The sequence below is a fragment of the Pseudomonas guariconensis genome, from assembly GCF_040822035.1.
Lineage (GTDB): Bacteria > Pseudomonadota > Gammaproteobacteria > Pseudomonadales > Pseudomonadaceae > Aquipseudomonas > Aquipseudomonas guariconensis.
On sequence record NZ_CP162012.1, the window covers coordinates 2,363,593 to 2,384,792 of the forward strand.

19 protein-coding genes are annotated in these 21,200 nt (G+C 64.1%); 10 read left to right on the forward strand and 9 right to left on the reverse strand.

Annotated features, from left to right (window positions below; all coding sequences use genetic code 11):
• The first annotated feature begins 88 nt into the window (after positions 1–88).
• The gene (locus AB1N67_RS10860) at positions 89–835 is read left to right on the forward strand and encodes an SDR family oxidoreductase (protein ID WP_043211264.1); all 747 of its coding nucleotides are present in this window, start codon (positions 89–91) and stop codon (positions 833–835) included.
• Positions 836–889: 54 nt separating this feature from the next.
• Here the strand turns inward: AB1N67_RS10860 and mapR are convergent, their stop codons facing one another.
• From mapR to AB1N67_RS10875, 3 genes are all read right to left on the reverse strand, one after another.
• Positions 890–2,299, reverse strand: a complete 1,410-nt coding sequence (mapR, locus tag AB1N67_RS10865; RefSeq protein ID WP_090342361.1) for a GntR family transcriptional regulator MpaR — start codon at positions 2,297–2,299, stop codon at positions 890–892.
• 39 nt (positions 2,300–2,338) lie between these two features.
• A complete protein-coding gene (ccoG, locus tag AB1N67_RS10870) occupies positions 2,339–3,745 on the reverse strand; it encodes a cytochrome c oxidase accessory protein CcoG (RefSeq protein ID WP_253132702.1) in 1,407 nt (468 codons plus the stop codon).
• A 119-nt stretch (positions 3,746–3,864) separates the two neighbouring features.
• Positions 3,865–4,104, reverse strand: coding sequence for a DUF3203 family protein (locus AB1N67_RS10875; protein WP_367863796.1), 240 nt, complete (start codon positions 4,102–4,104; stop codon positions 3,865–3,867).
• A gap of 157 nt (positions 4,105–4,261) precedes the next feature.
• On the opposite strand from AB1N67_RS10875, the gene AB1N67_RS10880 reads away from it, so the two are divergent.
• Positions 4,262–4,792, forward strand: coding sequence for an MgtC/SapB family protein (locus AB1N67_RS10880; RefSeq protein ID WP_043211255.1), 531 nt, complete (start codon positions 4,262–4,264; stop codon positions 4,790–4,792).
• Between the two features lie 539 nt (positions 4,793–5,331).
• Here AB1N67_RS10880 and AB1N67_RS10885 read toward each other — a convergent pair.
• Genes AB1N67_RS10885 through AB1N67_RS10895 form a run of 3 tightly spaced genes read right to left on the reverse strand, consistent with a single transcriptional unit; the run spans position 5,332 to position 7,608 of the window.
• Positions 5,332–6,231, reverse strand: a complete 900-nt coding sequence (locus AB1N67_RS10885) for a hydroxymethylglutaryl-CoA lyase (protein ID WP_367863797.1) — start codon at positions 6,229–6,231, stop codon at positions 5,332–5,334.
• 20 nt (positions 6,232–6,251) lie between these two features.
• Positions 6,252–6,656 carry a MerR family DNA-binding transcriptional regulator gene (locus tag AB1N67_RS10890; protein WP_043211252.1) on the reverse strand — a complete coding sequence of 135 codons (405 nt, stop codon included), beginning with the start codon at positions 6,654–6,656 and terminating at the stop codon, positions 6,252–6,254.
• A gap of 55 nt (positions 6,657–6,711) precedes the next feature.
• Positions 6,712–7,608: a helix-turn-helix domain-containing protein gene (locus AB1N67_RS10895; protein ID WP_090342376.1), complete on the reverse strand. Its 897-nt coding sequence runs from the start codon at positions 7,606–7,608 to the stop codon at positions 6,712–6,714.
• 168 nt (positions 7,609–7,776) lie between these two features.
• Here AB1N67_RS10895 and pobA point away from each other — a divergent pair, with 168 nt between their 5' ends.
• Positions 7,777–8,964, forward strand: coding sequence for a 4-hydroxybenzoate 3-monooxygenase (pobA, locus tag AB1N67_RS10900; protein WP_182818896.1), 1,188 nt, complete (start codon positions 7,777–7,779; stop codon positions 8,962–8,964).
• Between the two features lie 21 nt (positions 8,965–8,985).
• Here pobA and AB1N67_RS10905 read toward each other — a convergent pair whose 3' ends face one another.
• Positions 8,986–9,633 (reverse strand): ankyrin repeat domain-containing protein, encoded by a 648-nt coding sequence (locus tag AB1N67_RS10905; RefSeq protein WP_102082603.1) that lies wholly within the window; start codon positions 9,631–9,633, stop codon positions 8,986–8,988.
• A 184-nt stretch (positions 9,634–9,817) separates the two neighbouring features.
• Between AB1N67_RS10905 and ggt the strand changes: the two genes are divergently transcribed.
• Positions 9,818–11,638, forward strand: a complete 1,821-nt coding sequence (ggt, locus tag AB1N67_RS10910; protein ID WP_232095239.1) for a gamma-glutamyltransferase — start codon at positions 9,818–9,820, stop codon at positions 11,636–11,638.
• A gap of 78 nt (positions 11,639–11,716) precedes the next feature.
• Positions 11,717–12,598 (forward strand): LysR family transcriptional regulator, encoded by an 882-nt coding sequence (locus AB1N67_RS10915; protein ID WP_043211342.1) that lies wholly within the window; start codon positions 11,717–11,719, stop codon positions 12,596–12,598.
• A 901-nt stretch (positions 12,599–13,499) separates the two neighbouring features.
• Here AB1N67_RS10915 and AB1N67_RS10920 read toward each other — a convergent pair.
• Positions 13,500–14,228: a thioredoxin family protein gene (locus AB1N67_RS10920; protein WP_102082816.1), complete on the reverse strand. Its 729-nt coding sequence runs from the start codon at positions 14,226–14,228 to the stop codon at positions 13,500–13,502.
• Positions 14,229–14,374: 146 nt separating this feature from the next.
• Between AB1N67_RS10920 and AB1N67_RS10925 the strand changes: the two genes are divergently transcribed.
• Positions 14,375–14,701, forward strand: a complete 327-nt coding sequence (locus AB1N67_RS10925; RefSeq protein WP_090342390.1) for a hypothetical protein — start codon at positions 14,375–14,377, stop codon at positions 14,699–14,701.
• Here AB1N67_RS10925 and AB1N67_RS10930 read toward each other — a convergent pair.
• Entirely contained in the window at positions 14,698–15,357 is a 660-nt protein-coding gene (locus tag AB1N67_RS10930) for an HAD family phosphatase (RefSeq protein WP_102082815.1), read from the reverse strand. The two genes, AB1N67_RS10925 and AB1N67_RS10930, sit on opposite strands and share 4 nt — an antisense overlap.
• A 93-nt stretch (positions 15,358–15,450) precedes the next feature.
• Between AB1N67_RS10930 and lexA the strand changes: the two genes are divergently transcribed.
• The 4 genes from lexA to AB1N67_RS10950 are packed head-to-tail and all read left to right on the forward strand — an operon-like array spanning position 15,451 to position 21,190.
• The gene (lexA, locus tag AB1N67_RS10935; RefSeq protein WP_182818904.1) at positions 15,451–16,068 is read left to right on the forward strand and encodes a transcriptional repressor LexA; all 618 of its coding nucleotides are present in this window, start codon (positions 15,451–15,453) and stop codon (positions 16,066–16,068) included.
• The gene (imuA, locus tag AB1N67_RS10940; protein ID WP_090342495.1) at positions 16,068–16,688 is read left to right on the forward strand and encodes a translesion DNA synthesis-associated protein ImuA; all 621 of its coding nucleotides are present in this window, start codon (positions 16,068–16,070) and stop codon (positions 16,686–16,688) included. Before lexA ends, imuA begins: the two co-directional genes overlap by 1 nt.
• A 6-nt stretch (positions 16,689–16,694) precedes the next feature.
• A complete protein-coding gene (locus AB1N67_RS10945; RefSeq protein WP_367863798.1) occupies positions 16,695–18,113 on the forward strand; it encodes a DNA polymerase Y family protein in 1,419 nt (472 codons plus the stop codon).
• Entirely contained in the window at positions 18,110–21,190 is a 3,081-nt protein-coding gene (locus tag AB1N67_RS10950; RefSeq protein WP_367863799.1) for an error-prone DNA polymerase, read from the forward strand. Before AB1N67_RS10945 ends, AB1N67_RS10950 begins: the two co-directional genes overlap by 4 nt.
• Positions 21,191–21,200: the final 10 nt, after the last annotated feature.

A 21,200-nucleotide genomic window follows, 5' to 3' on the forward strand; every position in this document is an offset into this window, starting at 1 on the left:
GTGCGACCGCTAACGTTCAGGCGGGCATTCACAACCCTCTGCATTTCTTCTATTGTCGAACGTTCATTTCCAGGCAATTGGCAGATTCATGGAGAACGTCATCGTCATCACCGGTGCCAGCCGTGGCATCGGCGCCGCCACCGCCTTGCTGGCGGCGCAGCAGGGTTATCGCATCTGCATCAACTACCACGCCGACGACCAGGCCGCCGAACAGGTGCTGGCCCAGGTGCGTGCGCTCGGGGCCACGGCCATCGCCGTGCGAGCCGATGCCAGTGTCGAAGATGAAGTGGCGCAGCTGTTCCATCGCGTCGACCAGGAGCTTGGTCCGGTTACCGCGCTGGTCAACAACGCCGGCACCATCGGCCAGCAGAGTCGGGTGGAGGAGATGTCTGAGTTCCGCCTGCTCAAGGTGATGAAGACCAACGTGGTCGGCCCAATGCTGTGCGCTAAGCACGCATTGCTGCGCATGGCCCGCCGTCATGGTGGGCAGGGCGGGGCGATCGTCAATGTATCGTCCGTGGCGGCGCGCCTTGGGGCTCCCCATGAATATGTCGACTACGCCGCCTCCAAGGGTGCGCTGGACACCTTCACCGTCGGCCTGGCCAAGGAAGTGGCAGGCGAGGGCGTGCGGGTCAATGGCGTACGGCCTGGCTACATCCACACAGGTTTCCATGCGTTGAGTGGCGATCCGGACCGGGTATCCAAACTCGAACCGGGTTTGCCCATGGGGCGTGGAGGACGGCCGGAGGAAGTGGCCGAGGCGATCCTGTGGCTGCTGTCGGACAAAGCGTCCTATTCGACAGGTAGTTTCATTGACCTGGGTGGTGGGCGCTAAGTAGCTGGGGGAGCGCGCACCGCGGTGGGCTGCGAAGCAGACCCTGCTGCGCGATCAGAATGACCTCACGATCCGCCCCAACGTCTCCATGGCCTGCTCGGCACCCTCATTCCAAGGGCTGCCGTAGTTCAGGCGGATGCAGTTACCAAAGCGCCGCGTGGGCGAGAAGATTGGCCCCGGGGCGATGCTGATGCCCTGGGCCAGGGCCATGTGGAACAACTTGAGCGCATCCATCTGCTCCGGCAGTTCAAGCCACAGGAAGTAACCACCGCTGGGGTGGCTTACACGGGTCTGTGCCGGGAAATGCCGGGCGATGGCGGCCAGCATGCTCAACTGCTGGCCTTCCAGGGCATAGCGCAGCTTGCGCAGGTGGCGGTCGTAGCCGCCGTGTTGCAGGTAGTCGGCGATCGCAGCCTGGGCGGGCATCGAGGCGCACAGCGAGGTCATCAGCTTGAGCCGCTCGATCTTCTGGGCAAAGCGCCCGGCAGCCACCCAGCCAATGCGATAGCCCGGTGCCAGGCTCTTGGCGAAGGAACCGCAGTGCATCACCAGGCCCTCGGTGTCGAAGGCCTTGGCCGGCTTGGGCGCTTGCTGGGCATAGTAGAGCTCGGCGTAGACATCGTCTTCGATCAGCGGCACCTGGTGGCGGCGCAGCAGCTCCACCAACGCCTGCTTCTTCGCCTCAGGCATGCTTGCGCCCACCGGATTCTGGAAGTTGGTCATGCACCAGACGGCTTTTACCGGGTGTTTCTCCAAGGTTTGCGCCAGTACGGCCAGGTCCATGCCTTCACGTGGATGCACCGGGATTTCCACGGCCTTGAGCTTCAGGCGCTCGAGCACCTGCAGGCAGGCATAGAAGGCCGGGGCTTCGATTGCGACCAGATCGCCAGGTTCGGTGACCGCTTGCAGGCACAGATTGAGCGCCTCCAGGGCGCCGTTGGTGATCAGCAGCTCCTCCATGGGCAGCATCAGCCCACCGACCATGTAGCGCAGGGCGATCTGCCTGCGCAGTTGCGGATTGCCCGGCGACAGGTCGGTGACCACCATGCGCGGGTCCATGGCTCGGCTGGCGCTCGCCAGCGAGCGCGACAGACGCTGGAGGGGGAAGAGTTCCGGGCTGGGGAAGGCCGAGCCGAACGGCACGGTATGCGGATCCTTGATCGAGTCGAGGATGGAGAACACCAACGCGCTGACGTCCACCTGGGTGGATTCGCTGACCGGTGCCAAGGCCTGGGGTTCGCTGAACGGCCGGGGTGCGTGGGCATTGACGAAGTAGCCTGAGCGCGGCCGGGCGCGAATCAGGCCACGGCGCTCGAGCAAGTAGTAAGCCTGAAACACCGTGGACGGGCTGACGCCGTGGGTCTGGCTGGCGTAGCGCACCGAAGGTACACGTTGGCCGGGCCCCAGGACGCCGGAGCGGATCAGTTCGGCAATGTCGTCAGCGAATCGTTCGTAGCGTTTCATCGTGGCTCGGCAGTCAAGGTGACAAGTCAGTGTAAGGGATCAACGGTTCAGTGGCGCGACGAAGCGGCTGTCGGCGCGGCTGTAGATCGTCGGCTCATCGCTGTCGCGGACTTCGAAGGTGATCTGCTGGGCACTGTTGGTGGGGCGGTCGGCCAGCAATGCGACCGATACCGGCAGCTCGCTCATTTCTCCGGCGGGAATGACGAAGGCCGTCTTGCCGTTCAGCGCGAAGCCCTCGGCGTCCACCAGACGCAGTTCGTAGCGCTGGGGAGACTGGGTCTTGTTGATGACCTTGAGCAAGTAGATGTTCTCGATCTGGCCTTGAGCGTTCTCGCGGAACAGGCCGCGGTCCTTGATCACATCCAGCGACACCATCGGGCGCAGGTCCAGGGCCACCACCAAGGCACCGATCATCAGCACCAGGGCACTGGCGTAGCCTAGCAGGCGTGGGCGCAGCCAGTGCGTCTTGCCGCCTTGCAAGGTGTGTTCGGACTTGTAGCCGATCAGGCCACGGGCATAGCCCATCTTATCCATCACGTTGTCGCAGGCGTCGATGCAGGCGGCGCAGCCAATGCAGGCCATCTGCAGGCCGTCGCGGATATCGATGCCGGTGGGGCACACCTGCACGCACAGGGTACAGTCGATGCAATCGCCCAGGTTCTGCGCGCGCGGGTCGCTGCCTTTCTTGCGCGGGCCACGGGCCTCGCCGCGGCGAGGGTCGTAAGCCACCGCCAGGGTGTCCTTGTCGAACATCACGCTCTGAAAACGTGCGTAGGGGCACATGTGCATGCACACCGCTTCGCGCAGCCAGCCGGCGTTGAGGTAGGTGGCGGCGGTGAAGAACACCACCCAGAACAGCGCCACGCCGCCCAACTGCAAGGTGAACAGCGCCTCGGCCAAAGGGCGGATGGGCGTGAAGTACCCCACGAAGGTCAGCCCTGTGAGCACTCCGATGGCCAACCACAGGCTGTGCTTTAGGGTGCGGCGCGCAAGCTTTTCAAGGTTCCAGGGGGCTGCGGCGAGCTTGATACGCTGGTTGCGGTCACCTTCGCTGACCTTCTCGCACCACATGAACAGCCAGGTCCATACACTCTGCGGGCAACTGTAGCCGCACCAGACACGGCCCGCGAACACCGTGATGGCAAACAGCCCGAAGGCGCAGATGATCAAAAGCGCCGAGAGCAGGATGAAGTCCTGAGGCCAGAAGGTGGCGCCGAAGATATGGAATTTGCTTTCGGCAAGGTCCCACAGCACAGCCTGGCGGCCGTTCCAGTCCAGCCAGGCGGTGCCGAAGAACAGCACGAACAGCGCACCGGCAAAGCCAATGCGCAGGTTGCGGTACAGGCCGGTGAAACTGCGTGTATGGATGCCGCTGTCGCCCAGGCGCTTGCGCGGGCTGGCGGGCGCGTCAACGTCAATCACGCGGTACGGGATTCTATCGCTCATGGCTTGTGCTCTTGAGTCTCGATCAGGCCCGGTCACTATGGGGCGCGATCTGTTTCCAGCACAGACTCAGGTGGCGCGATAAAAACCGTATCAGATGAACCGCTGGTACCTCGCAGGCCTCAGATCACGGAGCCTGGCGTGCTTGCCTTCAGATGCCTGCGGCTATCCACCGCACCGGCCACGGTGAGCGCGTCGGCCTCGGCTTCGGTGATGGGGACGCGCTGGTTGGCGAGCAGGGCCACCGACATGCGCAACTGCTCATCCGTGACGATCTCGATGTCCGGCCCTTCGGCCTCGAGGCGTAGGTCTTCGCCGATCAACGTACAGCGGCGGTTGCTTTCGTCGATTTCTACGGGCATGGCGATGTCCTCTTGGTTGGCGGTCTGCAGTTGTGACCGCGCCAAACAGGTGGTTGCTGCATCGCTGCGCTCAGTGGATTCGGTTGCACTCCCGGCAAGCCCAACGGTCCATGCCTTGAGAGGTACGAGCGTCGCTCCCACGACCTGGAGGTCTGACATGCACCCTTGGTGGCACACGGTATGGCTGGCCATACAAGCCGAGTTCGCCGACATCGCCGACCTGCGCGAGGTCACCCAGATCCTGGTGCGCTTGTTGATGGCCGCCGTGCTGGGCGCGGTGCTGGGCTTCGAGCGCGAGCACAAGGGCAAGTCCGCGGGCGTGCGCACGCACATGTTAGTGTGCCTGGGGGCGGCGCTGTTCGTCCTGGCGCCGAGCATGGCCGGCGCTGACGAGCAGGCGCTCAGCCGAGTGGTCCAGGGGATCGTCGCGGGGATCGGTTTTCTGGGCGCCGGGACGATTCTCAAAGGGAACGGCCAGGAGACCAGCCATGTGAAAGGCCTGACCACCGCCGCCGGATTGTGGATGACCGCCGCCATCGGCACGGCCGCGGGTGTGGGGCGTGAGGCCACTGCCGTGATCAGCACGGTGCTGGCGCTGCTGGTGCTGGGCAGCATGCCGTTGTTGGTGGAGAAGCTTGAAGGCGAGGATGAAGGGAAGCAGGAGGAGGAGCGTGACAGGAAGCACTGAGGGGAGCCGAAGCTCCCCTCAAAGCGTTGTTGCCTGCTCTTTTTTTTATTATTGGAGACTGGCCTGTTGTTGTTTTTGTCAGCCATTGCCTCGGTAGTGCGGGTGGCCCCCACTCGGGGCACAAGAGCAAACGTATTTTTTTGAGCGCTGACCTGCTTTCATCATTGCTGATCCGATGCTGACTGCCGCTACCTTGCAGGTAGTTTTATTGTTCTGTGTCAGACCGCGAGGGCGAACCCTCTGAAAAGCGTGCCTACTCCAAAAAAATCTGCTTGCTACGCCTCTGCCGTGTTGTTCTTGTTATGTCAGAGCCGTTACCTATTGTTTTTATTGGGTGTCACGTTGTTGTTCTTGTTATGCCAGAGATAAAGCAGATGCCATGCCAACTTTTTAAAATCCTTTAAAATCAATGCCTTGTCTGAATTCGCAGAAGCCGGGCCACCTGAAAATCTGTCGATTTGTTTCCCTGTTACCCGATTTTTTGCTGGCAAACGGGGGTGAGGTAACACTCACCCACACACATGTGACACCCGTATGACTTATTGAGCGCTACGCGCCCGTGCAACCCGCGACCCCGTGACGCGGCCCAGCACCGAACTGATGCGCTGGCCGGCCGCGATCAGGCGCTCCAGGTCGATGCCGGTGTCGATTCCCAGGCCTTGCATGAGGTACACAACATCCTCGGTGGCAACGTTGCCGGTCGCGCCCTTGGCGTACGGACAGCCGCCCAGGCCCGCCACGGAACTGTCGAAGACCTGGATGCCTTCGAGCAGACTGGCATAGACATTGGCCAGGGCCTGGCCGTAGGTGTCATGGAAATGCCCGGCCAATTGCCCACGTGGCACCTGGGCCGAGACCATCTCGAACAACCGGCGTGTTTCGCCAGCGGTACCGGTGCCGATGGTGTCGCCCAAAGACACTTCGTAGCAGCCCATCTCATGCAGTGCCCGCGCCACCGGCGCGACCTGCTCGGCGCTGACCTTGCCTTCGTAAGGGCAGCCCAGCACGCACGACACATAACCGCGCACGCGCACGCCATGGCTGCGCGCCGCCTCCATGATCGGCTCGAAGCGCTTGAGGCTCTCGCTGATCGAGCAATTGATGTTGCGCTGTGAGAAGGCCTCGGATGCGGCGGCGAATACCGCCACTTCTTTCACCCCAGCTGCCAGGGCGTCTTCGAAACCGCGCAAGTTGGGCGCCAGGGCGGCGTAGGTCACGCCTGGGCGTTGCTTGATGGCGGCGAACACCTCGGCTGAGCCGGCCATCTGCGGTACCCATTTGGGCGAGACGAAGCTGCCCACCTCGATATAGGACAACCCGGCCTCGGTGAGCTCGTCCACCAGGCGCACTTTGTCCGCGACGCTGATGGGCTGGGCTTCGTTCTGCAGGCCGTCGCGCGGGCCGACTTCGACCAGGCGGACTTTCTCGGGCAATGACATGGCGGGGTTCCTGTATCAGGTCAACGGTTATTGTGATTGTGCTGGTTGAGGGTGGCGGCCAGGGCCTGCTCGCAACGTTCCTGGGCAGTGTCCAGCTCCAGGTGCATTTGCTGGATATCGAGCATCTGCTGTTCCAACTGAGCGCGGCGCTCGGCGATCTTGGCCAGCATGCTGTTGAGCTGCTTGAGATTGCCGCTGGTAGGGTCATACAGCTCGATCAGCTCCCGGCATTCGGCCAGGGAGAAACCGATGCGCTTGCCGCGCAGGATCAGCTTCAAGGTGACCTTGTCGCGCGCCGAATAGATGCGCTCCAGGCCTCGACGTTCGGGGCTCAGCAGGCCTTGCTCCTCATAGAAGCGAATCGCGCGGGTGGTGATGTCCAGCTCGCGGGACAGGTCGGAGATGCTGTAGGTCTGGCTGCTCATGCTTGGGCTCGGAAGAGGTGATAGCCGCTAACCTAAAGGCTGCTTGACGTAAACGTCAAGCAGGCGCTGCTGGCCCCTGAGATTGGGCCGATCGCCGGAAGCCATTTGGCGTCTGGCCGGACAGGCGCTTGAAGAACCGGGCGAAGTAGGTCGGGTCGGTGAAGCCCAGGCGGTCTGACAGCTGGCCGATGCTCATGCGCGTGTACACCAGGTTGCGTCGTGCTTCCAGCAACAGGCGCTGGTGAACGACTTGCAGAGCGGTCTGCCCGGCCAGGTCCCGGCACAGCTGGTTGAGACGCAGGCTGGAAATACCCAGCTTCGCCGCGAAGTCTTCGACCGACAGGTGCTCGCGGTAATGGGCTTCCACCAAGCGCAGGTATCGGCTTAGCAATTGCCGGTCGCGTTCATCTCGGTTGCGCGGGGCCTGGCCCAGTTGTTGGCGACGGCTGATCCACACCATCAGTGCGGTGAGCAGCGCCTGCAGCATGGCGGCCCGCCCTGGCGCGTGGCCCTGGTATTCCTGTTGCAGCGTGTCGATCAGACCGTGCAGGCGGATACGGTCCTTGCCCAGCGGGTAGCAACCCACCGACGTCAGCACTGCCAGGGGTGCGCCGAGGCGCTGCTCCAGATCGGCCACCAGGGCGGTGCCGAACGTCAGCACGTGGCCCTGGATGTCGGCGCTGAAACGAAACCCATGCACGGTCAGCGGAGGGACCACCTGAATCGCCGCTTCGTGGATTTCGCTGCGCTGGCCTTCGATCTGTACCTGCGCCCGGCCCCTTTGCACGTAAAGCAGCTGGAACAGCTCGGCATGGCGATGGGGCTTGATTTCCCAGTGGTGCAAACGGCTGCGCGCAGGGATCGACTCGCAATGCAGCAAGTCGGCACCGGGCCAGGCCTGGTTTTCGCCGTAGAGCTGGAACAGTGGCACTCCGGGAAGTCGGGTGGTCATGGCATGTCTGTCCGTTAATCGAACGAAATTTGCAAAAGTGCAGTTAATGCACGGGATTTCACACTTTTTGCCAGGCAGTGGCCAGTAAAAATGCAGGTGCAAACCCAAATCTGCAGATGCCAAGGCATGCGTTGCCAGTACCGGCATCGATACGACGAGACAACAACAATGAAGACTCAGGTTGCAATCATCGGGGCTGGTCCGTCCGGCCTGCTGCTTGGCCAGTTGCTGCACAGAGCTGGCATCGACACCGTGATCCTCGAACGTCAGACCCCAGACTACGTGCTCGGCCGCATCCGTGCCGGCGTGCTGGAGCAAGGCACGGTCGACCTGTTGCGCGAGGCGGGTGTCGCCGAACGCATGGATCGTGAAGGACTGGTGCATGAGGGCGTCGAGCTGCTAGTCGGCGGTCGTCGCCAACGCCTTGACCTGAAGGCCCTCACCGGCGGCAAAACAGTCATGGTGTACGGCCAGACCGAGGTCACCCGTGACCTCATGCAGGCCCGCCAGGCCAGCGGTGCGCCGATCGTCTATTCGGCCAGTCAGGTGCAGTTGCACGGGCTGGACTCTTCACAGCCCTTTGTCACTTTCGAGCAGGACGGCCGACGCCTGCGCGTGGACTGCGATTACATTGCCGGATGCGATGGTTTCCACGGTGTGTCGCGCCAGAGCATCCCTGCGGGGGTGCTCAAGCAATACGAGCGTGTCTATCCGTTCGGCTGGCTGGGCCTCTTGGCCGATACGCCGCCGGTCAACCACGAGCTGATCTACGCCCACCATGAGCGCGGTTTCGTGCTGTGCAGCCAGCGTTCCCACACCCGCAGCCGCTACTACCTGCAGGTGCCGCTGCAAGAGCGTGTGGAAGATTGGAGCGACGAGCGCTTTTGGGAAGAGCTCAAGGCGCGGCTGCCAGAGGACGTGGCGGCACGACTGGTCACCGGGGCGGCGCTGGAGAAAAGCATCGCACCGCTGCGCAGCCAGGTGGTCGAGCCCATGCAGTTCGGCCGGCTTTTTTTGCTCGGCGATGCCGCGCACATCGTCCCGCCCACGGGTGCCAAGGGGCTTAACCTGGCGGCGTCGGACGTCAATTACCTCTACCGGATCCTGGTCAAGGTCTACCGCGAAGGGCGTACCGACCTGCTGGCTCAGTACTCGCCCCTGGCCCTGCGCCGGGTGTGGAAGGGTGAGCGCTTCAGCTGGTTCATGACCCAGTTGCTGCATGACTTCGGCGAGCATCAGGATGACTGGGACCGCAAGATGCAGGAAGCTGACCGGGAGTATTACCTCAGCTCGCCGGCCGGGTTGGTGAACATTGCCGAGAACTATGTGGGGTTGCCGTTCGAGGCGGTGGAGTAGGGCGGACGGCTCCATTCGCCCTCATTTCTCCAGTAACGCCACGATCTCCCGATATCCTCGCTGCTGCGCGTGCTCCAGTGCCGTCACGCCGTCCTTGTCGGCGATCGCCGGGTCCGCCCCGGCCGCCAGCAGCCGGCGGACGATGTCCACGTGACGCGGGCCGCCATCGCCAAGGATCACCGCCTCCAGCAAGGCGGTCCAGTGCAGGCGGTTGAGATGGTTCACGTCGACACCTGCGTCGATCAGCATCTGTACGGTCTGCACATGGCCGCGTTCGGCGGCGGGAATCAGCGCGGTGCCACCGTAGCGGTTGGTGCTCTTGAGGTCGGCACCGTGATCCAGGGTCAATCGCAGGATCTCGTTCAGACCACGGGCCCCGGCATATAAATAAGGACTGTCCTGGATGTCGTCCTTGGCATTGACGTCGGCGCCAGCTTCTATCAGCACCTTGGCTGTCGTGACCTCATTGGCGTGGGTGGCCACCAGCAGCGCGGTGCGGCGCCGAGCGTCCCGCGCATCGACGTTGGCGCCTTCATCGAGCAGACGGCGTACGGCAGAAGCATCGCCACGCTGGGCGGCATCGAGCAGTTGGGTATCCATGGCAAGGGTCTCGGCGTGGGCGACAACGCTGATGAGCAAGGCGAAGAGGGCGGCGAACGGCAAGCGCATGGGAGAGGCTCCTGAATGACCGGTCTTCATCCTAGGAAATACCCTTGAGTGCTTGAAGTTAATTCTGCGCATGAACATCAGTGCATTTCTGGATATACCCCTGTTTTCGGGCTTTTGCGCAGGTTCGGCTAAAATCGCTGGTTTTGGCGCCCTGCGCCTGCCCTCGAATTACAGGATGTCCTTCTTGAAAAGGCCTTTACCCGTTGTAGTGCGTGTCACGGCTCTGTGTTGCCTGGCGACCTTGACCAGTTGTGGCTGGGGTGGACGAACGGCAGAAACGCCCTCGGTCTTGCCGTTGCCACCCGAGCTCGACTCCGGCTACCGCGCCGGGCTACAGCCGACTCATGCCAGCCGGCACATGGCTGCCGCCGCCAACCCCTTGGCCAGTGACGCAGGGCGCTCGGTGTTGCGCGCAGGTGGCAGCGCCATCGATGCTGCCATCGCCATGCAGGCGGTGCTCACCTTGGTCGAACCGCAGTCCAGCGGTATCGGTGGAGGGGCGTTCATCCTCTATTGGGACGGGCACCAGGTCCAGGCCTTCGACGGTCGTGAAACCGCGCCCTCGCAGGTTACGCCGAACCTGTTCCTTAAGTCTGACGGCACGCCCATGGCATTTCGTGACGCCCAGATCGGCGGCCGCTCAGTGGCCGTACCCGGCGTGCTGCGCGCCTTGCATTTGGCCCATGAACAGCATGGTCGACTGCCATGGCGCGACCTGTTTGCCCCGGCCATCGCCTTGGCCCGCGACGGTTTCCCGATGTCCAAGCGATTGCACACACTGCTGGCAGCGGACACCTATGTCGCCGGCTCGCCCGGCATGGCCCGCTATTTTCTCGATGCCCAAGGCAAGCCCTTGGCGGTCGGCACGCTTCTGAAGAACCCCGAGCTTGCACAGACGCTGGAACTGATCGCCACGCAGGGGCCTGATGCGTTCTACACCGGCGACATTGCCCAGGCGATGGTCGAGGCTGTGCGCGGCCATGCCAACCCCGGCCTGCTGTCGCTCGAAGACCTGCGCCGCTACCAGGCCAAGGAGCGCACGCCCGTCTGTGGGCCCTACAAGATCTGGCGCATTTGCGGCATGCCACCGCCATCCTCCGGTGGCGTCGCGGTATTGCAGACCCTGGGCATCCTCGAAGCCCTGCAGTCGGCCACACCGTCGCTGGACTTGGCCAGCATGGCACCGACGCAGGCGGCGTCGGTGGCGGGTCTGGAACCCGCGCCCATGGCGGTTCACCTGATTGCCGAGGCCGAGCGCCTGGCCTACGCCGACCGTGCTCAGTATCTGGCTGATAGCGACTATGTGGCGGTGAATCTCCAAGGGCTGACCAACAAGGCGTACCTGGCGAGTCGTGCCCGGCTGATCGGCCCGAGCAGCATGAAGCACGCCGAGGCCGGTACACCGCCGGGTAACAACTTGGCCCTGTCGCCTGACCGGTCTCCCTTGCGCATTGCCACCTCCCATGTCTCGGCCGTCGACGATCTGGGCGGTGCGGTTGCCATGACCACGTCCGTGGAGGCCGCTTTTGGCTCGCACCTGTTCGTCAAAGGATTTCTGCTGAACAACCATCTGACCGACTTCTCGTTCGTACCCAGCGCAGACGGCAAGCCCGTCGCCAATGCGGTCGCTCCCGGCAAGCGACCGCTGTCCTCGATGTCGCCGACACTGGTATTCACACGTGAGTCCGGCGAACTGCTGGCCAGTCTGGGCTCACCCGGTGGCTCGCAGATCATCGGTTACGTGAACAAGGCATTGATCGGCCTGTTGGATTGGAAGCTCGATCCCCAAGCGGCCATCAACCTGCCCAACTTCGGCAGTCGCAACCTCGGCACCGAGGTGGAAGCGGGGTTGGCAAGCCCAGCCCTGATACAGGCGCTTCAAGCCCGCGGCCATGAGGTGACACCGATGACGATGACCAGCGGGACGCAGATCATCCAGCGCACCGCTGACGGCTGGTCGGCGGGTGCCGATCCTCGGCGCGAAGGGACGGCGCTGGGCGACTGACGCGCTGGCGCGTGCGGTTGCCGGCGGTGTATGGGCGTGCTAGAAGTCGGGTCTGTCATTCAGAAGTTGAATACACCGATGTCTATCAGCGTTAAACCGAATAGGGCCCTGTTCGACCTCGACCTGCTGCGCGCCATTGTCGTGGTGGCCGACTGCGGCAGTTTCACCACGGCGGCGACGCGCTTGCACTCCACCCAGTCGACCATCAGCCAGAAAGTACGCCGGCTGGAGGACATGGTGGGGCACCGCCTGCTGGTGCGAGGCAACCGCGACGTGCTGCCCACGGACGCAGGGCAGACACTGCTGGGTTATGCCCGGCACATGCTGGCGCTGAACGACCAGATGCTCGAAGCCCTGGCGGGGGCGATGGTTGGCGTGACGGTGCGCTTGGGAGTACCTGAGGATTTCGTCGGTGGGCGCACCACCAATGCCTTGTCGGCATTCAGTCGACGCCATCCTCAGGTCAAGTTGGAGGTTACCAGCGGGTTGTGCCGGGACCTGAGCCAAGCCTATGACAACGGCGAATTGGATCTGGTGTTGCTCAAGCAGCGGCGTAATGCGAGGGAAGGGGTGGCGTGCTGGCCTGAGCGATTGCAGTGGATCGACAGTGCCCGGACACCGGCCTTCGAACTCGACCCGATCCCACTGGTGACTTTTCCGCCGCGGGGGTTGTATCGCGATGACATGATTACCGCGATCGAGGGGATGGGGCGGCGTTGGCGTATCAGCTTTACCAGCTCCAGCTTGAGCGGGATACAGGCGGCGGTGGCCGATGGCATGGGGATCAGTCTGTTGCCGCCGCGGGCGGCGACGGCGGAGCACCGGGTGTTGGGAGTGGAGCAGGGGCTGCCGGAGGTCGATAGCTACGAGATCGTGGTGGTGCATCGGCCGACGGCGGATGGAATGGTTCGGGCGTTGGCCGAGGTGCTCATGGAGTTGCTTGCGGCGCACGAGATTTGATTTGGCGTTGGTTGTTGTTGGTTGTTGGTTTTGAGGTTTGTGGGCTTATCCGTTTGATTTGGCGACGGTTAGTCACCTTTCCGCCTTTACGGCGGGTCACTTTTGGTCTTGGCCAAAAGTAACCAAAAGCCGCGCGCCCCTGCATCCGGCCCGGCGCTTCGCACCGGGTTCCCTCGCTGCGGTGTCTTACGGGGCCTCGCGGCCTCCGGCTGGCTGCGCCAGCCTCCATCTCGCGACTTCGGCTACCGCCGAAGGGCGCTACGCGCCTGCCCCTACAGACACCTCCGCTCGGCCTGCTGATGGGGCGCAAGTTACGGGCGGCGTCTGGGCTGGCGTTGTTTCGTTCAGTGGTTTTTGTGGTGAGCTTTTGGGCCATTCGCGGGTAAACCGGAGCACCGAACCGCCGCTCACACAGGCTCACCGCAGCTCTTGAGAACGGCGCTGTGCCTGTAGGGTCGGCGGTTCGGTGCTCCGATTAACCCGCGAATAGGCCTGAACAAACACCCAAACAATTAACTTGTTTGCCGTTGCCGTTGCCGTTGCCGTTGCCGTTGCTTTTGCTTTTGCTACGCGATAGTCCAGACGCCACCAATCGCGACCTCAGGAGGCCGAGTGGAGGTGTCTGTAGGGGCAGGCGCGCAGCGCCCTTCGGCGGTAGCCGAAGTCGCGAGATGGAGGCTGGCGTAGCAAGCCGGAGGCCGCGAAGCCCCGAAAGGCACCGGAGCGCAGGGAACCCCGGAGCGCAGCGCAGGGGCCGGATGTGGGAGCCAACGGTTTTTGCCTACTTTTGCCCAAGAGCAAAAGTAGGTCGCCGTAAAGGCGAAAAGCGCCGGTAGCGCCCCCACCAAACCCGGATATTCACCCAGCCTGAAAGCCCAAGCCCAAGCCCAAGCCCAAGCCCTCACTCATGACAACACTGCCCAGCCCGCGCCCCCACCTCATACCGATCATGATGCCGCACCCAATCCATCGTCCCCCCCTCATTCCTCCCCAACGGCGCAATGTCGAGAAAGTTGTAAGCCCCCACCAGAATGTCCAGCCCCCGCGCATACGTAGAATAGGTGTGATAGACCGCCCCATTCCCGTCCCGGTAGAACGCACTGAGCCCTGGCAGCTCCTGCTCGCTCCCCGCATAGGCCTCGTAGTTGTACTGCCCAGACCCATCCGTGGCGACACTCACCCCAAAGTCCTCGTTGAAACTGCCACCGTGTGACGAGAACCAAGGAAACCGCCACCCCATCCGCCGCCGGAAGTCCTGGAACTGCCCATAGGGCGCCCGCGACACCGCGACCAGCGAAACGTCATGGTGCGCCAGGTGCAGGTTGGCACCGTCGAAATGATCGGCCAGGAACGAACACCCCGGGCAGCCCTCGCTCCAACCGTCGGCGAACATGAAGTGATAGACCAGCAGTTGGCTGCGCCCGGCAAACAGGTCCGTCAGCCCCAGCTCGCCATCGGGCCCGTGGAAGCGGTAAGGCTGTTCGACTTTGACCCACGGCAAGGCCCGCCTGGCCGCTGCCACTTCGTCACGCTGATGAGTAAGGGCTTTTTCATGCAGCCAGAGCTGGCGCCGGGCGGCGAGCCACTCGCTTCGGGTCACCACTGGGTGCTTGATGTCTGGATTGTTCATGACGCTGGCTCCACGTGAGGGATTCAGCGAATGGTCGAATGGCGGCTGTTGGATTCGACAAAGGCTTGCCCCCTCACGACGAATGGTGCAGTAGCCCGGATGAATTCGAGTGATATCATCAGGCCACTAATCACAAGGAGCTGTGCATGCGCTGGCGTTGTCTGTCGTTATTTCTGTTGACTCTTCTGCTCGGCATCACGTCGGCCCAGGCGGCTAACACCCCGTGCTCGGGTCGCAAGGGTGGGATTGCAGGGTGTGACGGCGAGATCTTCCTGTGCAACGACGGTTCGATCAGCGCTTCGAAGAAAAACTGCAGCGCGTTATACGGGAGCCGTACCGCGCGCCCGGCAGTGCAGTCATTGCGCGCCAGCGACGAAGGCTGCGGATGCGGCAGTGGCAACTACTGCACGGGCCCGCGAGGCGGGGTGTATTGCCTGACACCCTCGGGCAACAAAAGCTACCGTCGACGCTAGCCGGCCATCTCGTCTATCAACGCCCACAACCGCGTGTCGTTGAAATCTTCGACCACCAATCGCGCCCCGGCAGCGAGCAATCGCTCGGCAGTCTGGGTAGTGGCGATGCCCACTGTGAAGATGCCTGCATCGCTGGCAGCCTTTACGCCGGGCAGAGAGTCCTCGAAGGCCAGGGCCTGGCTGGCCGTGGCTGCAAGGCGCTGCAGGCCAGTCAGGTAGGGCAGCGGGTCGGGCTTGGGGCGGGCCAGTTCCTCGGCCACCAGTACATGTCCGAAACATCCCTCCAGGCCCATGGCTGTCAGCATGTGCTCGGCATTGAGGCGGGGCGCATTGGTCACCACGCACATACCGATTTCATGCTGCCGGGCGTAGGTCATCAGGCGTGCCAGTCCGGGCATGGGCGTCAGCCGAGGCGACAGTTCGCGGAATAACGCCTCCTTGCGCTCGGCCAGGGCCAGGCATTGGGCCGGGCTGCAGAGAGGAAAAAGCTCGGCGAACAGCTCTCCGTTGGCCCGCCCGCTGACCTGGGCCTCGAACTGCGCTTGGCTCAGCTCGCGGCCGTCATGCTCGCGCAGCAACTGGCGGAAGGCCTGCAAATGCAGGGTATCGGTATCGGTGAGGGTTCCATCGAGGTCGAACAGCAGGGCGGTCAGCATCGGGTATCCAAAAGGGGAAAACGTCAATCCCGGCCATGATAGCCAAACCGGACGACGAAGGGGGCTGTTCACTGTACGCCGAAAAGAGTACAAATGTACTCCATGGATAACATGACCCCCAAACGCCGCGCCATTCTCGAATTCATCCGCGAGCGCATCGCCGATCACGGCCAGCCCCCCAGCCTGGCCGACATCGCCCAGCGCTTCGGTTTTGCCTCGCGCAGCGTGGCGCGCAAGCACATCACCGCCTTGAGCCAGGCCGGCTTCATCGACGTGACACCCAACCAGGCCCGCGGCATCCGGCTGGCCGAGCCGCTGCGTCGGCCCGAGATCCTCGAAATCCCGGTGCTTGGCCAAGTGGCGGCGGGCGCGCCGATCGGTCCCGACCTGGACATCCACGAGCAGCTGTTGCTCGACCCCAGCCTGTTCCGTCGTACGCCCGACTACCTGCTCAAGGTGCGCGGCGACTCGATGGTCGACGACGGCATTTTCGATGGCGATCTGGTCGGCATCCGCCAGCAGGGCGAGGCCCGCGACGGGCAGATCGTGGTCGCCCGCCTGGATGGCGAGGTGACCATCAAGCGCCTTCAGCGCATCCCCGGAGGCTATCGCCTGCTGCCACGCAACCCTGCCTATGCGCCAATCGATGTGGCGTCGGGTCGGGATTTCGTCATCGAAGGCGTGTTCTGTGGCCTGCTGAGGCGTGACTGATGGGCGCGGTAGTCGACCTCGATCGCCTGCTTGACCAGCGTCGGATCTGGCGCGGGCGCCAGGTCCAGGCACGGCCTCAGGGCCTGCAGCCTACCGGCCATGCCTCGCTCGACGATCGGCTGCCCGAAGGCGGCTGGCCGGCTGCTGCACTCACGGAACTGCTGCTGGCCAGTCCTGGCTGCGGTGAGCTGCAATTGCTCTGGCCAAGCCTGGCGCGCCTGACCGGTGAAGGCGGCCGGGTGGTGCTGGTGGCACCACCGTTCATTCCCTATGCGCCGGCCTGGCAGGCGGCTGGTGTCGACCTGCGCTGGTTGGCCCAGGTCGAGGCCCCTGCGGCCGAAGCCTTGTGGGCCGCCGAGCAGTGCCTGCGCTCCGGCAGTTGCGCGGCCGTGCTGTGCTGGCCTGGGCGTGCCGATGACCGAGCCCTGCGGCGCTTGCAGGTGGCTGCCGAGACAGGGCAGGCCCTGGCGTTCGTCTGCCGCGGGCAGCAGGCTTTGCACAATCCTTCGCCAGCAGCCTTGCGTATTGCCATCGACACCCGGCCTGCCCAATGGCGGGTGCTCAAATGCCGTGGCGGCTTGTCGCCGGCAGCGCCCATCGCCTGCCCGGTGCGGAGCTGATGCAGCATGCTGTGGGCGTGTATCGTGTTTCCGCAACTGGCGTTGGACAGCGTCCTGCGTGAGCGTGACGACCCTGGCGCCCCCCTGGTGCTGATCGGCGGGCCGCAGCAGCGGCGGGTGGTGCAATCGGTCAATGCGGCGGCTGCGGCGCTGGGGCTGCGGGCCGGGCAAACCCTCACGACCGCCCGTGCCCTGGCTGATGGCTTCACGTGCGTGGAGGCCGACCCTGCGCGCATCGAGCAGCTCCAGCAGTTGCTCGCCACTTGGGCCTACCGCTTCAGTGGCCAGGTCAGTCGGCACTACCCGCGGGCATTGCTCTTGGAGGTCGGTTCAAGTCTGGGGCTGTTCGGGCCCTGGCCGGCGTTCGAGGCTCGATTGCGTCTGGAGCTGGACGAACTGGGGCTGCGTCACCGTATTGTCCTGGCCACCAACCCGGTGGCCGCGCGCGTGCTCGCCAATGGTCATGACGGCTTGGCAGTGATGACGGTGGAGGATACCCGGGCTGCCCTGGCATGCATGCCTGTCGAGAAGATCGGTCTGCCCCCGGAGGCGGCGACGGCGTTCGCCCGCATGGGGCTGCGCCATCTCGGTGAAGTCCTGGCCCTGCCACGCGATGCGCTGGCCCGGCGCTTTGCCGCCCAGGTGCAGGTGCACCTGGACCAGTTGCTCGGCCTGCGCAGCCTGGGCCTGGCCTACCATCAACCAGCGGAGCGCTTCGAGGTGCGGCTGGAGCTGAACTTCGATGTCGAATCGCACCAGGCGTTGTTGTTCCCCTTGCGCCGTCTGCTGAGCGACCTGGCGGTCTTTCTCGCGGGGCGGGACTGCGGCGTCCAGCGCTTCCACCTGTACCTGGAACATGCCCAAGGGCCGGCGACCGAGCTCAAGGTCGGTCTGCTGGCCGCCGAGCGCGATGCTGCCAGGCTGTTCGAGCTGGCACGCGGGCGCCTGGAGTCGCTGCGCATTCCTGCGCCGGTACGTAACCTTCGTTTACTGGCCGAGGACCTGCCACCTTTCGTGCCCCAGCACCAGGCACTGTTCGACCCTCGGGCCCAACAGGCCCAACCCTGGGAGCAGCTGCGCGAACGCCTGCGGGCGCGCCTGGGCGACGATGCGGTCAAGGCGCTGAGCGCCGAAGCCGATCACCGTCCCGAATGCGCTTGGCAGCCGGTGGAGCAGGGGGCCTTGGGCGTATTGCCGGTCGCGCCAGGCAGCCGCCCTGGCTGGCTGCTACCTGAGCCCCAGCCTCTGAGCGAAGCAGGCTTGCGCCGGTTGGGGCGGGCCGAGCGTATCGAGTCGGGTTGGTGGGACGGCGGCGACGTGCGTCGTGACTACTACCGCATCGAGACCCGTGATGGGTTGCAGGGGTGGGCCTATGACGACCTGAGCAAGCCCGGGCAGTTGTGGCTGCAGGGGTGGTTCGCATGAGTCTGTTGGATTACGCCGAGCTGCATTGCCTGTCGAATTTCAGCTTCCAGCGCGGGGCCTCCAGTGCCGACGAGCTGTTCAAGCGGGCCAAGGCCTTGGGTTACCAGGCCCTGGCGATCACCGACGAATGCACCCTGGCCGGCATCGTCCGCGCCTGGCAGGCAGCCCGGCAGGAGGGTGTACGGCTTATCGTCGGGAGCGAAGTACAGCTTCATGGGGGCGCCAAGCTGGTGCTGCTGGTCGAAAGCCTCGAGGGCTACCAGAACCTCTGCGCACTGATCACTCGGGCGCGACGCCGGTCGGAAAAAGGCACCTACCAATTGCTCCGCGAGGACTTGCAAGCCCATTGCCAGGGTCTGCTGGCGCTGTGGGTTGCCCAGCCCGGGGATGCACCGGCCAATGGGCTATGGCTGAAGTCGCTGTTCGGCGAGCGGCTGTGGCTGGCGGTGCACCTGCATCGAGGGTGCGACGATGCCCGGCGTCTGCAACAACTGCACGTCCTGGCGGGCCAGGTGGGGATTCGCGCGGTGGCGTGCGGCGACGTACATATGCATGTCCGGGGCCGGCGCGCCCTGCAGGACTGCATGACCGCAATCCGCCAGCATTGCACCCTGGCAGAGGCCGGCCGCTACCTGTACCCCAATGGCGAGCGTCACCTGCGCACCTTGACCGAGCTTGGCGAGCTGTATCCGCCCGACCTGCTGGCCGAAACCCAGGTCATTGCCCACCGCTGTCGCTTCGGCCTGGATGAGCTGAAATACCAGTACCCCAGCGAAGTGGTGCCGCAAGGACACACCCCCGCCAGCTGGTTGCGCCATCTGTGCCAGTCGCGCTTGCCCGAACGCTGGCCGCAAGGTGTCAGCCGCAAGGCGCTGGACACCTTGGACAAAGAGTTACGACTGATCACCGAACTGGGTTACGAAAGCTACTTTCTCACCGTCTACGACATCGTCGATTTCGCTCGCAAACAGGGCATCCTCTGCCAAGGGCGGGGCTCTGCCGCCAACTCGGTGGTGTGTTTCGTGCTGGGCATCACCGAACTGGACCCGATGGAGCATCGGCTGCTGTTCGAGCGCTTCCTGTCCCGTGAGCGCAACGAGCCGCCGGACATCGACGTGGACTTCGAGCATGACCGCCGGGAAGAGGTCATCCAGTATGTGTTCCGTCGCTATGGCCGTGACCGGGCGGCGCTCACGGCAGTGGTCAACACCTACCATGCCGCCGGCGCGATACGTGATGTGGCCCGGGCCCTGGGGCTGCCGGCCGACCAGGTCGACGCCCTGGCCAAGTGCTGCGGGCGCTGGAGCGACCGCATCCCCGATGCCCAGCGCCTGGCCGAGGCGGGTTTCGAGGCACAGAGCCCTTCGCTGCAACGCATCCTGGTGCTGGCTGGCCAGCTGATCGGCTTTCCCAGGCACCTGTCGCAGCACCCAGGGGGCTTCGTCATCTGCCAGCAGCCGCTGGACCGCCTGGTGCCGGTGGAGAACGCCGCCATGGCGCAGCGCACGGTGATCCAGTGGGACAAAGACGACCTCGACCTGGTCGGCCTGCTCAAGGTCGATGTGCTGGCCTTGGGCATGCTCAGCGCCTTGCGCCGCTGCTTCGACCTGTTGGCCCGTCACCGAGACCGGCACCTGACCTTGGCGACTATCCCCAAGGAAGACCCCGCCACCTACGCCATGATCAGCCGCGCCGAGACCATGGGTGTGTTCCAGATCGAGTCGCGGGCGCAGATGGCCATGCTGCCGCGCCTCAAACCCAAGAAGTTCTATGACCTGGTGATCGAGGTGGCCATCGTCCGGCCCGGGCCGATCCAGGGTGACATGGTCCACCCCTACCTGCGCCGACGCCTGAAGCAGGAGAAAGTGACCTATCCCTCACCCGAACTGGAAGCTGTGTTCGAGCGTACCCTCGGGGTGCCGTTGTTCCAGGAGCAGGTGATGGAGCTGGCCATGATCGCCGCCGACTACACCCCGGGCGAGGCGGACCAGTTGCGCCGCAGCATGGCTGCCTGGAAACGCCACGGCGGCCTGGAGCCGCACCGTGAACGATTGATCAATGGCATGTTGAAGAACCGCTACGAGCGGGCCTTTGCCGAGCGGATCTTCGAGCAGATCAAGGGCTTTGGCAGTTATGGCTTCCCCGAGTCCCATGCCGCCAGCTTCGCCTTGCTCTGCTATGCCAGCAGTTGGCTCAAGTGCCATGAGCCAGCGATCTTCACCTGCGCGCTGATCAATAGCTGGCCCATGGGCTTCTACAGCCCTGATCAGCTGTTGCAGGAGGCGCGTCGCCAGGGCATCGAGGTGCGACCGGTGGACGTGTGCCACAGCGAATGGGACTGCACCCTGGAACCGCACGGTGAGGGCGCGTTGGCGATTCGCCTGGGGTTGCGGCAGATACGCGGGTTCAGCGCGGCCGATGCCCGACGCCTCGAGCAGGCGAGGGCGCGTCAGCCCTGGCGTGATGTCGAGGACTTGTGCTTGCGCGCCGAGCTCGACAGCCGCGCCCGTGCCCGCTTGGCCGATGCCGGTGCTTTGCGTGCTTTGGCTCGCGACCGTCATCAGGCACGTTGGCAGGTGGCGGCCGTGCAGGCGCAGCTGCCGTTGTTCGCCCAGGTGGAGGCTGCGCCAGAAGTGGCGGTGGAGTTGCCGGTGCCGAGCGTGGCCGAGGACCTGTTTGCCGATTACGCCACCCTGGGCACGACCCTAGGGCCACATCCTCTGGCGTTGTTGCGACGAAATCTTCGGGTATTGGGATGTCGCAGCTCTGCCGAGCTGGCGGATGTCGAGCATGGGGACAGCATCGCCGTGGCCGGCGTGGTGGTAGGGCGACAGCGGCCGCAGACCGCCAGCGGCGTGACGTTCGTTACCCTCGAAGATGAGCACGGCATGGTCAACGTAGTGGTCTGGCGTGACCTGGCTGAGCGCCAACGCAGGGCACTGGTCGGGTCGCAACTGCTCAAGGTGAGCGGACGGCTGGAGCAGGAGAAGGGCGTCCGCCACTTAATTGCCCGGCGCCTTGAGGACATCAGCCCCTTGTTGCAGGGGCTGGATGTGCGCAGCCGGGATTTTCACTAGCCTCGAACCC